Source organism: Yoonia sp., assembly GCF_046498525.1.
In the GTDB taxonomy this organism is placed as follows: domain Bacteria; phylum Pseudomonadota; class Alphaproteobacteria; order Rhodobacterales; family Rhodobacteraceae; genus Yoonia.
Genome location: NZ_JAWOAN010000258.1, coordinates 1 through 14,959, shown reverse-complemented (window position 1 = coordinate 14,959; position 14,959 = coordinate 1). Strand labels below are relative to the sequence as shown.

The 14,959-nt window shown below is 57.4% G+C and carries 17 protein-coding genes; 9 read left to right on the top strand and 8 right to left on the bottom strand.

From position 1 onward, the window contains the following. The 3 genes from R6T97_RS15585 to R6T97_RS15575 form a co-directional block, all read left to right on the top strand. Window positions 1-712, top strand: a 712-nt coding sequence (locus tag R6T97_RS15585; RefSeq protein ID WP_410350205.1) for a DUF6478 family protein, incomplete at its 5' end; no start/stop codon positions are given. A gap of 11 nt (window positions 713-723) precedes the next feature. Further along, complete coding sequence (locus R6T97_RS15580) at window positions 724-1,080, top strand: hypothetical protein (RefSeq protein WP_410350204.1); 357 nt, start codon at window positions 724-726, stop codon at window positions 1,078-1,080. A gap of 129 nt (window positions 1,081-1,209) precedes the next feature. Then, window positions 1,210-1,701 (top strand): fasciclin domain-containing protein, encoded by a 492-nt coding sequence (locus R6T97_RS15575; RefSeq protein ID WP_410350203.1) that lies wholly within the window; start codon window positions 1,210-1,212, stop codon window positions 1,699-1,701. Between the two features lie 123 nt (window positions 1,702-1,824). Here R6T97_RS15575 and alaE read toward each other — a convergent pair whose 3' ends face one another. The 3 genes from alaE to R6T97_RS15560 form a co-directional block, all read right to left on the bottom strand. Then, entirely contained in the window at window positions 1,825-2,232 is a 408-nt protein-coding gene (gene alaE / locus R6T97_RS15570) for an L-alanine exporter AlaE (protein WP_410350202.1), read from the bottom strand. Window positions 2,233-2,318: 86 nt separating this feature from the next. Continuing rightward, window positions 2,319-3,164, bottom strand: a complete 846-nt coding sequence (locus tag R6T97_RS15565; protein WP_410350201.1) for a sugar phosphate isomerase/epimerase family protein — start codon at window positions 3,162-3,164, stop codon at window positions 2,319-2,321. Continuing rightward, a complete protein-coding gene (locus R6T97_RS15560) occupies window positions 3,161-4,144 on the bottom strand; it encodes a fatty acid desaturase (RefSeq protein ID WP_410350200.1) in 984 nt (327 codons plus the stop codon). Before R6T97_RS15560 ends, R6T97_RS15565 begins: the two co-directional genes overlap by 4 nt. A gap of 153 nt (window positions 4,145-4,297) precedes the next feature. Between R6T97_RS15560 and R6T97_RS15555 the strand changes: the two genes are divergently transcribed. After that, window positions 4,298-6,322, top strand: a complete 2,025-nt coding sequence (locus R6T97_RS15555) for an FAD-dependent oxidoreductase (RefSeq protein WP_410350199.1) — start codon at window positions 4,298-4,300, stop codon at window positions 6,320-6,322. A gap of 25 nt (window positions 6,323-6,347) precedes the next feature. On the opposite strand, the gene R6T97_RS15550 is transcribed toward R6T97_RS15555, so the two are convergent. Then, window positions 6,348-7,334, bottom strand: a complete 987-nt coding sequence (locus R6T97_RS15550; protein WP_410350198.1) for an NAD(P)-dependent oxidoreductase — start codon at window positions 7,332-7,334, stop codon at window positions 6,348-6,350. 264 nt (window positions 7,335-7,598) lie between these two features. On the opposite strand from R6T97_RS15550, the gene R6T97_RS15545 reads away from it, so the two are divergent. Next, the gene (locus tag R6T97_RS15545) at window positions 7,599-8,504 is read left to right on the top strand and encodes a LysR family transcriptional regulator (protein ID WP_410350197.1); all 906 of its coding nucleotides are present in this window, start codon (window positions 7,599-7,601) and stop codon (window positions 8,502-8,504) included. A 124-nt stretch (window positions 8,505-8,628) separates the two neighbouring features. Further along, on the top strand, window positions 8,629-9,387 hold the full coding sequence (locus R6T97_RS15540) for a GGDEF domain-containing protein (protein ID WP_410350196.1): 759 nt from the start codon (window positions 8,629-8,631) through the stop codon (window positions 9,385-9,387). A gap of 4 nt (window positions 9,388-9,391) precedes the next feature. Here R6T97_RS15540 and R6T97_RS15535 read toward each other — a convergent pair whose 3' ends face one another. The 4 genes from R6T97_RS15535 to R6T97_RS15520 are packed head-to-tail and all read right to left on the bottom strand — an operon-like array spanning window position 9,392 to window position 12,342. Then, a complete protein-coding gene (locus R6T97_RS15535) occupies window positions 9,392-10,330 on the bottom strand; it encodes an OmpA family protein (protein ID WP_410350195.1) in 939 nt (312 codons plus the stop codon). Further along, the gene (locus tag R6T97_RS15530) at window positions 10,327-10,893 is read right to left on the bottom strand and encodes a peroxidase-related enzyme (protein WP_410350194.1); all 567 of its coding nucleotides are present in this window, start codon (window positions 10,891-10,893) and stop codon (window positions 10,327-10,329) included. Before R6T97_RS15530 ends, R6T97_RS15535 begins: the two co-directional genes overlap by 4 nt. A 4-nt stretch (window positions 10,894-10,897) precedes the next feature. Then, the gene (locus R6T97_RS15525; protein ID WP_410350193.1) at window positions 10,898-11,623 is read right to left on the bottom strand and encodes a GNAT family N-acetyltransferase; all 726 of its coding nucleotides are present in this window, start codon (window positions 11,621-11,623) and stop codon (window positions 10,898-10,900) included. Further along, entirely contained in the window at window positions 11,623-12,342 is a 720-nt protein-coding gene (locus R6T97_RS15520; RefSeq protein ID WP_410350192.1) for a competence/damage-inducible protein A, read from the bottom strand. The genes R6T97_RS15525 and R6T97_RS15520 overlap by 1 nt, the downstream gene beginning before the upstream one ends. 42 nt (window positions 12,343-12,384) lie before the next feature. On the opposite strand from R6T97_RS15520, the gene sfsA reads away from it, so the two are divergent. The 3 genes from sfsA to R6T97_RS15505 all read left to right on the top strand — a co-directional run. Beyond that, window positions 12,385-13,086 (top strand): DNA/RNA nuclease SfsA, encoded by a 702-nt coding sequence (gene sfsA / locus R6T97_RS15515; RefSeq protein WP_410350191.1) that lies wholly within the window; start codon window positions 12,385-12,387, stop codon window positions 13,084-13,086. Between the two features lie 56 nt (window positions 13,087-13,142). Next, on the top strand, window positions 13,143-13,955 hold the full coding sequence (gene map, locus R6T97_RS15510) for a type I methionyl aminopeptidase (RefSeq protein WP_410350190.1): 813 nt from the start codon (window positions 13,143-13,145) through the stop codon (window positions 13,953-13,955). Window positions 13,956-14,078: 123 nt separating this feature from the next. Next, the coding region (locus R6T97_RS15505; protein ID WP_410350189.1) for a TRAP transporter substrate-binding protein at window positions 14,079-14,959 on the top strand (881 nt) is incomplete at its 3' end.

Below are 14,959 nucleotides of genomic sequence, written 5' to 3'. Positions count from 1 at the left end.
CGAAAAATATTCGGAAAGTCCCAGAAAATGCATAATCCCATCAGTTGTCGTCTTTACCCTCTTCGTATCCTTCCTCCAACGCCATATCGGCGCGTTCACGTTCGAAGCGGAGAGCCGGCTTGGATTGCCCCGCAGCGGATCAACCACATTTCCGCAGCCACCCGGGACAGATTGGGCATGGCGGCCCAAGCCGTGGCGGGCCTCTGTCAAACCGGCAGGCCTTGCGCCTGCACTCTCAAAGATGGAAATGACGAACGAGCTGGTAATTTTCCACGACTGCAAACGCTCCGAAATCAGCCTGCGGCAGGCCCGCAACGGACGTGGAACGGATTTGGCCCCATACGGAATTCACCTACAGACCTTTCATTTTGAGGGCAGCTATCTGTCATTGGTCGTGGAGATTCCAAAAGCATCCTGCGAAGGCCTGAAAAAGCGTCACCTTATTCGCCTTGCTACAGTGATCGAGCGGGAACGGCCAACCGCAATTCATGCGCGACTGAACGTCAAGAACGGCCCCAACACAGAGCAGATTCTGCTGGCGCTGCCGGCTGACAGGCCCGAAACCATGGTCGAGTTCGATCTTGCCTATAGCGGCCTCAACGAAAAACGCGCAGAACGGATGTGGGTTGATCTGATGATCGAAAGCCCGGCCATGAACAAAATCACCATCCGCGACCTGACGCTCTGCCGCTATCCGCGTGCGGACATTTAAGGAGCAAAAGTATGCAATTCATCAACACCAAGATAAAAGCTGGCGTCTGGCACGGAGATCTTGTGGACGCGGGCGATGACTTGCCTGAACTGCATGCCACACACCTTGGGACCGCACTTGATAATGTGACCTGCGTGCGCGACCCAGCCCATGAAGTCTGGCGTGTCACAGTGCCGATCCCGGCTGCATTGATCAGCGACGGGGTGCAGACATTCGTCATCAGCGGTGCTGATGGTGTGACGCTTGACAGCTTTACCCTTGTTTGCGGCGAACCGCTCACCGATGATCTGCAGGCCGAGATTGCAGTGCTACGCAGCGAACTGGACTTGCTACAAAAAGCGTTCCGCCACCACTGCTCTGAAACTTAGTGAGTTGCTACGTTTCAAGCCACTGATTGGATGAATTTAATACACCACATAAACTCATTGTCAGAATGACAACCGATCGGCCCCTTTCTCCGTAACAATATTGTTAACGAGAAATGAAAGGAACACCCGATGAATCGCCGATTTGCTATTAAATCCACCATCCTTGCCGCTGGCCTAGCCGCTGCCGCCGCTTGTGCGCCCATGATGGACAAAGAGCCTGACATCGTTGATATCGCCGCATCGAACGGCAACTTCAACACGCTCGTCGCCGCCGTCACCGCTGCCGGCCTCGTGGACACGCTAAAGGGCGACGGGCCTTTCACTGTCTTCGCGCCAACTGACGCAGCATTCGCAGCACTGCCTGAAGGTACTGTCGAGACCTTGCTGATGCCGGAGAACATCGATCAGTTGACTGCAATCCTGACATATCATGTGGTCCTCGGTGCGGTAACATCCGACCAACTGGCCGGTCAGCGCCTGAGCGTCGCGACAGTCAACGGTGAAGAGGTCCACATCGACGGAACCGATGGCGTAACAGTAGAGAACGCGACCGTCACAACAGCAGATATCATCGCCTCCAACGGCGTGATCCACGTAATCGATAGCGTGTTGCTGCCTTAACGCGTTTTCGACCCAATCGCATGCGCGCCCCCGATAAGTGGTTGGGTGGACCGTTAAAGGCGACACTCGGCCCCATCGCTGCAAAGCGATGCGGTCTTTCTTTGGACATGTCCGGTTTGAGCCCTAGGCGGTTGTTGTGCGAGCCCACTTTCTAAGGACTTCAAGAAAGAAACCAAACGGTCGGCTAAGCACGATCATGAACCCGATAGCCGCACTCACAGCGGCTTGTATTTCCTGCAACGTCGCCCCGGCGATAGCGAGCGTCGCTGAGTAGACCGGAACTTGGAAGGTCACGAATGCGAACACATCGGCGATCATCTTCGACCACCTTGCCTTTGGCAAAGATCGTGCGAACACATAGTCTCGCCACAGGCCGTAAGGGCGTCCCGTCAAGATCATGACTGGTATGGTTATCAGCCGCGCAACTAGCACCTGACTGGGCTCCAATCCTGCTACTAGAAGCTCGGTCAGGCCAGCGACAATTGTGAAGAAAGTCACTGTCCCCGCGGTGTCGACGATAAAAGCTTTCATTTTTCTGCGTTATCCATCGAAAGCCTTCTTGTCGAGGTCATCGGAAAACCGGGGCCCGCCAAGCGGACGTTTACTTTCATGCGGCCCTAGGACCCGTCCCCGCCCAAGTCTTCCCATATCTCTTGCACCCAGCCTTTGATCATCTGCGCCTCTGCCCACCGGTTTGACATCTCGCGCCCCTGCGCATCGGTCATGGCATATTCCGGCGGCCCCAATTCGCAGACGAAAATGCAGTCGCCGGATGAATTGCGCGCGCGCCAATCGGCCAGCCCTTCGCGCCACCAGCCCTTGAACAGCTCCACCCATTTCTGGTGCTGCGGGAAATCCAGTTGCAACTGAATTTGCTGGCGCGACGAGACGCGGCCCTGAAAGCTGTCTGAGCGGTGCAGGATACGGCTCATTAACCCCATGTCATGATCGGACAGGGGAAACCAGAATTCGCGGTCCACGACGTAATGCGACAGGTCTGCGCAAATCCGCATGTCGGGAATGCGGTCGAGCAGTTGCAGGGTGGTATAGAGGTCATTGGTGATGCAGTTGCGGTGCGTCTCGAACTGGACCGGCACACCGACCCTGTCGGCCATGCCCATCCATGTTTCAATCACCGGCACCATGTCGTCGAGCGCGATTGGCATGACCTGCCCGATCACATCGACAAAAGGCGCACCAAAATCGGCAGCCATGTGCAGCGTCTCGCCAAGGCTTTCAATTGTCTTTGGAAAGGCCACGATCAGGGGCGTCAGGCCATTTGCCTCCATATGCGGACGCACGGCATGGGCCACAGCCACATCAGAGGCACCCAGATCGATCGCCATGCCGTCAAAACCTGCGCCCGCGACCATTTCGCACACCTGATCATGGGGCAGTTTCACCCCTGTCTGGTCGTGCGGCTGCATCGCCCAGAGCGACGTGTAGACCTTAAGCTGTCTCACTCTGCCGGCATCCGTGTGACGCGCCCACCGCTGCGGGGGATGACCCAGACCTCGTCCATCGGGTATTGGCTTTCGTCGTTGGCCATCAGTTTGCGGATCACCTCGACCTGAAATTCCAGCCAGCCCATGCGGTGGACTTCGCCTACCTTTTCCTCGATCCGGTCGTTCAAGTCACGCAGCTTCCAGAAAGGCACAGCCGGAAAAGTGTGGTGCGCCGTATGATAGGGCATCTGCCAGCAAAGCCAGCGTTGAAGCGCGTTGGCGCGGGTGGATCGGGTGTTTTCCATGATGTCGTTTTCGTGACTCAACCCGAGGTGCTCGATCGTGTTCTGCAACTGATGCACAGGCTTGGTGAGTACCATCGGGACAATCCAGAAGGTCAGTGCGGCCCATGACCCTGTCACAAGGGAAACCACTGCAATCAGCGCATATCCGGCCAGATGCAGGCGGCTTTCACGGATCACGCGGGCCTGTTCCTCGGCTCTGATGAAGGGTTCGATGATAATGCCCCGCGCTCGGCGGACGAGACCGAAAACACGGTTGCGCCAGTAGGTGACCCCGCTCAGCCACAGCAAATAGGTGGTCAGCGTATAGGGTTCGCGGACCAGTTCACCATCCCGTTCCCAGTCCTGCGTGTACTGGTGGTGGGCGAAATGCATGATCTGGTCATAGTCACGCGGGAAAATCTGGATGAACCCGATGATCCGGCCAAAGACCTTGTTGAGTTTGCGTGTCTTGAAGACGGTGGCATGGGACAGTTCGTGCTGGGCGGCGTAAAGAAAATTCAGCAACACGCCCAAGGCAAATCCTGTGACCCACACCCAGCCTGTGCCCATCGCGTAGCCATGCAGAATGCCGACCACTAGGATTGCCCCGAAATGACTTGCGATTTGCAGCCCGCCTTGCAGGTCCGACCGCTCTGATAGCGCGCGCAATTCTGCCGGTGTCAGCAGCTTGCGCCGAGAGAAGCTCGCTTCCATGTCATACCTCATTCTGATTTACCAGCCAGCCTACCCTAATCCGCCTTTTCCGCAAATCCTTACCGCTGGCTGCTCCGGTTCGCACTGTTACGTCACGTTGAGGGTGACGCGAACGGCAGCTTTCGCCATGATTGCCCAAAGCGGAGGCATACCATGACCCTATACCCTAACCTTCTGGCCCCTCTCGATCTGGGTTTCACGACCCTGAAGAATCGCGTGCTGATGGGGTCGATGCACACGGGACTGGAAGAAACGAAGGATTGGAACAGGGTCGCCGAATTCTATGCCGAGCGCGCGCGCGGCGATGTCGCTCTGATGGTGACCGGCGGCATGGCTCCGAACGCGGAGGGCGGTGTGTTCCCGGGTGCCGCAGGTCTTTATACGGGGGATGATATTACCAGTCACCGGATCGTCACGGACCGCGTGCATCACGCAGATGGCAAGATCGCCATGCAGATCCTGCATGCGGGTCGCTATGCCTATTCGCCTCGTTGTGTCGGGCCGTCCGCCATCAAATCTCCGATCTCGCCCTTTCCACCCAAGGAACTGGATGAGGACGGGATCGAAAAACAAATCAGCGATATCGTGACTGCTGCCGCCCGCGCGCAAGAAGCCGGCTATGACGGGGTCGAGGTGATGGGCTCTGAAGGTTATTTCATCAACCAGTTTCTTGTCACCCATACCAACAAACGGACCGACCGCTGGGGCGGATCCTACGAGAACCGCATGCGCCTGCCGGTCGAGATTGTGCGCCGTGTTCGTGAAGTGGTAGGCACGGATTTCATCGTGATCTACCGCCTTTCGGTGATTGATCTTGTGCCCAACGGGTCGACTTGGGAGGAGGTGGTGCAACTGGCCAAGGCTGTCGAGGCTGCCGGTGCCACGATCCTGAATACCGGCATCGGCTGGCACGAGGCGCGCATCCCCACCATTGCCACATCCGTGCCGCGCCGCGCTTTCACATGGGTCACCAAAAAGCTGATGGGAGAGGTGCAAATCCCGATCATTACCTCAAACCGTATCAACATGCCCGAAGTGGCCGAAAGCGTTCTGGCCGATGGCTGCGCCGATATGGTCAGCATGGCGCGCCCGTTTCTGGCGGACGCGCATTTCGTCGCCAAGGCAAAGGCAGGCAAGGCCGCAGAGATTGCGCCTTGTATCGCATGCAATCAGGCCTGTCTGGATCACACGTTCAGCGGCAAACTGTCCTCATGTCTGGTCAACCCCCGGGCCTGTCACGAAACCGAGCTGACAATCACACCCGCCGATGTGGTCAAGAAAGTTGCCGTCGTCGGTGCTGGCCCCGCGGGTCTTTCTGCGGCGCTGACTGCGGCCGAGCGTGGCCATGCTGTCACTCTCTTTGACAAGGCGGATGAGATCGGTGGCCAGTTGAACATGGCCAAGCAGGTGCCCGGGAAGGAAGAATTCCGCGGACTGGTGGATTACTACCGCACGATGGTCGCCAATGCGGGCATGACCGTTCAATTGGGTGCTGCGGCTACACCGGAGGCCTTGGCCGATTTCGACGAGATCATCATCGCAACAGGCGTTGCCCCGCGCGACCCCTCAATCCCCGGTCAGGATGGGCCGAACGTGTTGTCCTATATTGATGTGCTGCGCGGCAAAACCGAAGTCGGCAAGAGCGTTGCGGTTGTAGGCGCAGGCGGCATCGGTTTTGACGTGGCAGAATATCTGGTCACTGATGACAGCCCGACCGAAGACCTTGAGGAATGGCTTGAGGAATGGGGCGTTGGGGATCCGGCGCAAACCCGTGGCGGTTTGCGCCCGGAAGGGCCACAGCCAGAGGCCCCGGTGCGGCAGGTCACACTATTGCAACGGAAATCCGAGAAGTTGGGAAAGCGCTTGGGCAGGACAACCGGATGGATTCACCGCGCGGGTCTGCAAATGAAGAACGTGCAGATGATCGGCGGCGTGAATTACGAAAAGATCGACACGGACGGTTTGCATATCAGCTACGGTGAAGCGCGCGAAGACCCGAAAGCTATCGCGGCGGATACGATTGTCCTTTGCGCCGGTCAGGTGCCAGAGCGCAGCCTGGCTGATGAGTTGATCGCTCAGGGGCGGTCCGTCCACGTGATCGGCGGCGCGGATGTGGCCGCCGAACTGGATGCAAAACGTGCCATTGACCAAGGTATACGGCTGGCCGCACAGCTTTGACAAGTGCCCGTCGGGCGCGGCGCGGTCAATCCTTACCGGGTGGAAGGCCATTCAGCTTTGCAATATAGTCAACGAGATGGGGCACGTAGTCCTCTGGACCGTCCCCGCCCATATTTATTGCGGCTGCGAAAGCGTTCTTCATCGCCGTGCCCACCGGGTTTGCCACTGACGCGCCATCAGCCATATTCGCCAGATAGCGCGCGTCCTTGTAGGCATTGCCCAATGTAAACTTATGCGCCTCTTTATTCCCCTCAACAGCGTATTCCATGAAGGTCTGATAGAACCCGCAATCCATGCGCGATCCTCGGATCACGCTGTCGAACTGGTCCACGCTGATGCCAACCTTGCGACCCACCACCATTGCCTCTGAATAAAGCGCGGCATAGCCCAATGACAGGAAGTTGTTCAGCAGCTTCATCTTGTGGCCCAAACCGGTTGGGCCGAGGTGCACAACCGATGTCGCCCAGCACTCAATAACAGGTTTAATGCGGCCAAAGATGTCGTCCGACGCGCCGACCATTGTGCTCAGCTCGCCTGCTTCGGCCTGAACAGGTGTACCGCCAAGAGGCGCATCGGCAAGAAAGCAACCCTTCGCTTCCAACATCGCGGCCAGCTTTTCGGTCGATGTGGGGTCAGAGGTGGAGCAATCGACGATCACGCTGCCCTCGCGCAGGCCCGGCAACAGCCCGGCGATGATGGCCTCGACCTGTGGTGAGCCGGGTGCGCAGATGTGAATAATGTCAGATGCCTTTGCCAGCCCCGTCAGGTCGGAGGCCTCGTTCGCACCCTCCGAGATGAGGTTGTCGACAGGTGCTCTGTTGCGGTGGGCGATCACGGTGAGAGCATGACCACCAGCCAGGATGTTCTTTGCCATTCCGTGCCCCATAAGCCCGACACCGATAAAACCTACGTTTTCCTTGGTCATGTCACTCTCCTCATTGTTGTGGCGACTTGCGTCACAGAACTGTCTATCGGGGAAGGCAAAGGGATGAAAGAAGCAGTGCAACGGCATCTGATGCGGACCGTCGTTGGCGCATAAGACGATTTCAAGCGGCCATTCCTTTATTGAAAAAGGCTCCTAATTGCGGCGCAGCTGACCGGCCTTTGCGCATCAAATCCCTTTAGGATCAGGTCAAATAGGCACAATCCGCTGTTTCCGCATCGGCATCAAAGCTAATTCATACCCCCGTATTGTCAGGCCTTTGTCCCATTCCTGCCTGATTTGATCTTCAGAAAGGAAACAACGGTATCATAAAAATAGTGCTAGGAACTTCTCATGGATCGACTGACCGAAATGGAGGCATTCGCCACTGTCGTGGATCAAGGTGGCTTTACGGATGCGGCCAAGAAAATGGGAATTTCGAAGTCCGCCGTTTCCAAACATGTATCGTCGCTCGAGGCCCGTCTGGGTGCGCGACTGCTGAACCGTACCACACGCCGGGTGAGCCCGACGGAAATCGGCCTTGCCTATTATGACCGCGCCCGCCGCGTTCTGAACGATGCCGGTGAAGCTGATGCGCTTGTGACATCCATGCAATCCGCCCCATCCGGCCTTTTGCGGATCAGTGTCGCCACTGATTTTGGCGTCAACCATCTGTCACCTGTGTTGGGTGATTTTCTGGCCGAATTCCCTGATATCACCGTGAATATGTCGCTGAACAATCGCTACGTCGAACTTATCTCGGAAGGCTTTGATATGGCCGTCCGGATCGGCGAACTCGAAGACAGCACCCTGCGCGCGCGTAAGTTGACCGAGACGACCAAACGCATGATCGCGAGCCCGTCTTATTTTGATCAGTATGGCCGCCCCGAAAAAATTGACGACCTGAACGAACACAAGTTGCTGCATTATTCCAATCAGGCCAATTCAGCCGTCTGGAAACTGACCGCGCCTTCAGGCGAAAAGCGGCAGGTGCGCACGGCTGGCTGGCTGACGGTCAATGACGGGCAGTCGCTCTTGAATGCCTGTGTCGGCGGGCTTGGCATCGCTTATCTGCCCAGCTTCCTTTATGCTGACGCGATGAAAAAAGGACTGGTCGAAGAAGCGATTCCCGATCTGCCCGTCGAAACCCAAGGCATCTACGCGGTGTATCCTCCGGGTCGCTTCACGCAGCCGAAGGTACGCGCGTTCATCGACTTTCTGGCACATGCGTTTGCCGACAAAGGCCCTGATATCTGGTAATTTTCTCCAGAGTTTATTTCCAACCTCTGCGCGCGGCCAATTTATTGGCCGCGTTTTGTTATGGCATTAAACTAATCACAACACTTCACGCCTAAGGTCTGTCACGGCTGATAAAGGGGCTGTGATGGATCAACTGATGCGCCTGCTTGCGCCGCGAGGCTGGACCGGATTTTTCGTTCGGTTGATCACCTTGATTGGCTTCGTTGCTACCGCAAATTTCATCTTTGCGCTCTACTTCGACACCTTTGAAGAACATCAGACGCATTCGGCAGTCTATTTTCTGTCACACGCCGCCTTCGTTGGCGGCCCTCTGATTGCTTTCTTTCTGGCTGTGTCAGCTTTTCAAATCCGCCTGCAACGAAGACTTTCGCGCTTGTCCCGCAAGGACGGGCTGACAGGTTTGAACAACCGCCGCAGTTTCTTCGACCTTGTCCGAAAGGTGCGCGCAACTGAATACCCCGGTGTCCTGCTCATGCTGGATGCGGACTGGTTCAAAAGGATCAATGACGCATATGGGCATCAAGCGGGGGACCACTGCCTGAAGTCTATCGCTTACATATTACGCCGCAGTTTGCGCGAGGGTGACGTATTGGGCAGGCTGGGGGGCGAAGAATTTGCGATCTACCTGAACGACGTGACGGTCGAAACAGCACGGGTGATTGGCGAACGGCTTACAAAGCCCATCACTTTCGAGACCGAGACCCGCGATTGCCTTTCCGTGACGTTATCAATCGGTGCCGCCCAGGTGGAACCCGACCTTTCGATCGATGTGTTATTCGCACGGGCGGATGCCGCGCTTTACCAAGCGAAACAGGAAGGGCGGGCCAGATACGTTTTATGGGAACCGGCGATCCAGCAAGATCATGCGGTACGAAGCGCTTGATACCCTACTCTTGAATCGACGTCACAATCACCTCGACCCGCCGATTTGCCTCGCGTCCCTCTTCGGTCAGGTTAGAAGCAATCGGTGCCAGATACCCCATGCCTTCTGCCTCCAACTGCCCCCGATCTACGCCATAATCGGTAATCAGACGTTCCCGCACCGATGCCGCACGGCGCTTTGACAGCGCGATGTTTGTTGCGAGCGCGCCAGCGGAGTCCGTGTGCCCCACAAGGGCGACCGTGCGTTGCGGTGCACTCGAAAGGTAATCGGCCAAAGCTTGCAGCGAAGCATACTCCCCCTCGGCAAGCTGCGCTGAACCGGTGGCGAAACTCAGATCAGCCAGAACCGCACGCCCGACGTGTTCAAGCTGCTCCGCGAGCGTCGCATCCGGGGCGGCATCAAAGGCCCGCAATGGCGCGGCCCCTGCCTGCGCGACTGGTTCGGGGTCTGCGACCATCGGGCCAACATGGGTAATTTGCACAAAGCCTGCCTGCGTGGTGCGACTGGTAAAGAGCGTCAGATATTCGGAGCCATCTGCGCCAGTCCGTTCTGCGGCAAGAAACCGGAAATCACCGATATTGATACGCATTTCCGGGGGGGGCAGGGTCTCGACCCCGAAGCGGAAATCAAACCCGCCACAAGCCTCGGTCTGGCATTCAAAAATAATGCGATAGCGGTCATTGCGCAACTGTTCGCGCAGCGGGCGGACCAATTGCAGGGTAGTAAGCGACGCCGCCTCAATCCGCCAGGCCTGTTGGGTGACGCGCCCCTCGACCGTTCGGGTCGGCATTTCGCCACGATCCCATATGCCCAATGGCAGGATATAGCTGTCGGCGGCCCGCACCACTTCGGCTTGAAGGCTGGCGTTGCTTGGAAAATTCAGCGTTTGGGCCTGCACCGCGCCACCGGCCAGGGCAAGAATGAAAGCGCAAACGCGGATCATCGGGCGAGGGCGTGGTATTCATCGTTGGGCCGCATATCAGTGGCCGAGGCGATCCGGTTGCTCATGTTGTAGAACCCTGCGACCGCCGCGATATCCCAGATATCGCGGTCCGAAAATCCAACCTGACGCAGCGCATCGCGATCTTTTTCTTCGATCTGGGCGCTTGCCACTGTCATCAATTCCGCAAAGGCCAGCATTGCCTTTTGGCGCGCATCAAGCGGGGCCACCCGCCAGTTCATCACCAACATTTCGCCCAGTGCGGGATCACCGGAAAGCTGGCGCACCGCTGCGCCGTGCGCGGTCAGGCAATAGTAACATTTATTAATGGATGACACGACCACCGCGATCATTTCTCGCTCCAGTTTGGACAGGCCTGAATCTGCCAGCATCACATCGTTATAAAGCGCCGTAAACGCGTTCAGCTTGTCGATATCAAAGGCGTAGGCTTGCAGCACATTGGGCACCATGCCCAATTTTTCCTGACACACGTTGAAGTATTTTTGTGTTGCCTCTGGCAAAGGGTCGGTCATTGGCAAATCAAGGGCAGTGGGTTGGTCGGTCAAGGGGTCACTCCGGCAATGTCCTGTAGTGGTACTGTCCCACAAGCGTCATGCCGAGGGAAGAGTAGAGGGCGTTTGCACCCTCATTTGCCCGTGTCGCGACCAAGGTCAGATAGTCGGCTCCATTGTCCCGCGCCCAATACGCTGCCGCACGCGTCAGATGCCGGGCGAGGCCATGCCTGCGGAACGCCGCACTGATTTCAAGCGCGTGGATCATTGCGCAATCCGCCGCAACCGCAATAAAGACTGTGCCTGCGGGCCTGTCGTGTATCCGCCCCAACAGCGTTGTTTTTGGATGCTGTGCGCGGTCCATGACTGCAATCCGCCCTGCGCCAATGCCAGCCTGCGCCCAAATCTCGACCTGCGCGGCAAGCGGTGGCCATACCTCGAAACTGGTCACTGGTGGCGGGCGCGTCGTGGCGATTTCCTCTAACGGCATCGCGTACATGTTGACCGGATCTTTGATCACGTATCCACAAGTCGCCAGAATATCGTCCAATGCCGTTTCGCCTTCGCGGAGCATGAAAAGGGGTGCCTGACCTGCATCGCGCATGGCCTGTTCGGCGAGCGGAATATCTGCTTTTGTGACAGGCTGTTCTGCTGTTGCGGCGCTGGCACGGCTGCTTGCGCTGCCGTCCAAACGGATGGTCCACGGGCCCAGCGCCTGTTTGGCAGAGGCAGGCCACGTGCCGTCGATGACGCCATAAAGCTTTTGGGCATCAGGGAAATTCATCAGGGAAATTTGGCTGCGAGGGCAGTCATGGCCTTATCAAGTTGCGTTGCGTCGCTCCCACGGACCACGACGTTAGATCCATAGATCCCGTCTTTCTGGAATGGGTAGGAGCCGACGGAAAGATCGGGGTGTTCCTGCGCAAACAGTGCCAGTGGTCCGGCGATATCGCCTTCGCCTTTCATCAGGCGCAGTGTCCGCGACAAAAGCGGCGCACCTCCTGTCAGGGTCGGCAGGATGCTGGCCAACATCGCCTTGAACACCGTAGGGACGCCCGCCATGACATGGACGTTGCCAAGGGTGAACCCCGGCGCGATGCTGACCGGATTGTCGATCAATGCAGCCCCGTCGGGGATGCGTGCCATGCGCAAACGTGCTGCGTTCAATTCCTGCCCGGACCGGTCATAATGGGCCTGCAACAGGGCGCGGGCGTCATCGCGCACGTCGATATGGGTGCCAAAGGCTGCGGCGATGCAGTCTGCTGTGATATCGTCATGGGTGGGTCCGATACCGCCGCTAGTAAATACCTGATCGAAGCCTGAAGAGAGCGCCTTGACTGCCGCGACAATGGCTGGCGCATCATCACTGACGACCCGCACCTCCTTGAGGTCGATCCCCCGCTCGGTCAACTGCCCGGCAAGGTAGTGCATATTCGCGTCACGGGTCCGCCCCGAAAGAATTTCATCGCCTATCACAAGCATCGCGGCGGTGGGGTTTGGCATCTGGTGGTTCTCCTGTCTCGTCTATCAGGTTATAGGGCGCATATGGAATTTGCCACGCCCCTTGTCCCTGCCCGTCTCATCCGCCGTTACAAGCGGTTTCTGGCCGATGTCGTACTGGAAGGCGGGCGCGAAGTGACCGCTCATTGCGCCAATCCCGGTTCGATGATGGGTTTGGCAGAGCCGGGAATGAAGCTTTGGCTGGAACCAAATGACGACCCCAAGAAAAAGCTCAGGTATGGCTGGCGGTTGGTGGACCATGAAAATGGGCATTTCACGGGCGTTGACACATCAGTGCCCAACCGCGCGCTCAGGGCTGCATTGATGGCGCATGAAGTGCAGGGGCTGCCCGCCTACGATCTGGTGCGGCCAGAGGTCAACTATGGCGAGAATAGCCGCATTGATTTTCTGCTGAGCGGCGATGGTACGGATACCTATATTGAGGTGAAGAGCGTGACACTGAGGCGCCAAGCAGGGTTGGCTGAGTTTCCCGATAGCGTGACTGCCCGCGGCGCCAAGCATCTGACTGAGCTTGCACGCGTAGCGGAACAAGGCCACCGCGCGATCATGTTTTATCTGATCCAGCGAACCGACTGTGATGCGGTCACCTTGGCCGGAGACATTGATCCAGCCTATAGAGCTGCATTCGATCAAGCTGCAGAGGCCGGTGTCACCGTACTGGCACAAGCATGCAAAATCGACCCAAAGGGGATCATTCTGGGCGATCCGATCCCGTTCCGGCTCTAGAACTTTGTCAATAATTCGCCTATGTGGCCGTTTAAATGGATAAAGGACGACGCCCGGTGGAAACGAACAAAGCACACCTGACCAAAGATGGGATCCGGCTTTACGAGCCAAATGACTTTGCCGGCATGGCGAATGCAGGGGCGCTGGCGGCGCAAATTCTGGATGATATCGCAGCGTATGTCGTGCCTGGCCAGACAACAGGTGAACTGGACCGCCTGATCACCCAGTGGATCGCGGATGCGGGTGCTGTGTCTGCTACCATCGGCTATAAAGGTTACCAGCACGCAAGCTGCATTTCGGTGAACCATGTGGTTTGTCACGGAATTCCCGGCGACAAGAAGCTGAAGGATGGCGATATCCTGAACATTGACGTTACTGTCATCGTTGATGGGTGGTTTGGCGATACCAGCCGCATGTATGTCGCGGGCAACCTCCCACGCAAGGCAGAACGTTTGATTCAGGTGACCCACGACGCTCTGATGAAAGGGATCGAGGCTGCGAAACCCGGCAACACCTTTGGTGATATCGGCCATGCCATCCAGCTTTATGCCGAAAGCCACCGTATGTCAGTGGTGCGTGATTTTTGTGGGCACGGCCTTGGCCGCGTGTTCCATGCCCCGCCGAATGTCTTGCACTATGGTCGCCCCGGTACAGGCGCGCGGCTGGAGGAAGGCATGTTCTTTACGATAGAGCCGATGATTAATCTGGGCCGTCCTGAAACGAAGGTGCTGGGTGATGATTGGACAGCGGTAACGCGCGATAAATCTCTGTCGGCGCAGTTTGAGCATTCGATCGGGATCACATCGGACGGGTGCGAGATCTTTACGCTGTCCCCGGGCGGGAAATTCCACCCGACGTACAACACTTGAATTCAGATCGAAAATCGCCTCTGATTTCTCACCTTGCGAACGACTTGCAGCAGAGAAAGCCCTTCCCTATATCCGGTGTGTCGCTAGCGGTGACGCCTTTCCCCTGAAATCGAGACGAAAAGGATGCACCACATGCACCTGATGAAAACAGCCGCTATGGTCGCCACACTTGGCCTGACCGCAACATCTGCTACTTCACAAGAGATCACATTACGCTTTCAGCACTTTGTGTCCCCTGCCAGCGCGAACCCCACCTACTTCATGCAGCCTTGGGCCGACACGATCGAGGAGCAGTCCGAAGGCCGCATCAAGGTAGAGCTTTATCCCTTCATGCAATTGGGCGGTTCCGCCCCCAGCCAGTTCGATCTGATCCGCGATGGCGCGATTGACGGCGGCTGGGTCATCCCTGGCTATCAGCCGAACCGTTTCCCCGAGGCAGAGGCGATGGAACTGCCCTTCATGACCACAAAATCAGGTGAGGAGGCCAGCGCCGCCGCGTGGGACTTCACACAAGAGTACCTGATGGATGATTTCGCAGATGTCCACGTGATTGCCGCCCACATGCATGGACCCGGGATCGTACATAAACGGGGCGCGCCGGTTGAAACGGTCGAGGATTTTGCCGGACTGAAATTGCGTGGGCCGTCTCGCCCCGCGACACTCTTGCTTGAAAAGCTGGGCGCAACGCCCATCGGGATGCCCGTTCCGCAGTTCCCAGAGGCGTTGTCGCGCGGCGTTGTCGATGGTGGCGTGATTACGTGGGAAATGTCACCTTCGCTGAAACTGGACGAGCTGACCGACAGCCATACGGATGTGGCGGGTGATAAGGCGCTTTATAACCTCTATTTCATCTGGGCGATGAACAAGGACGTCTATGAAGGAATGCCCGAGGATCTGCGCGCGATCATCGACGCCAATTCGGGCATGATGGCAAGCCGCTGGGCAGGCCGCGCCCATGATACAGGTGATCTGGTGGGCCGTGATGTGATGGCGGAAGGCGGCAA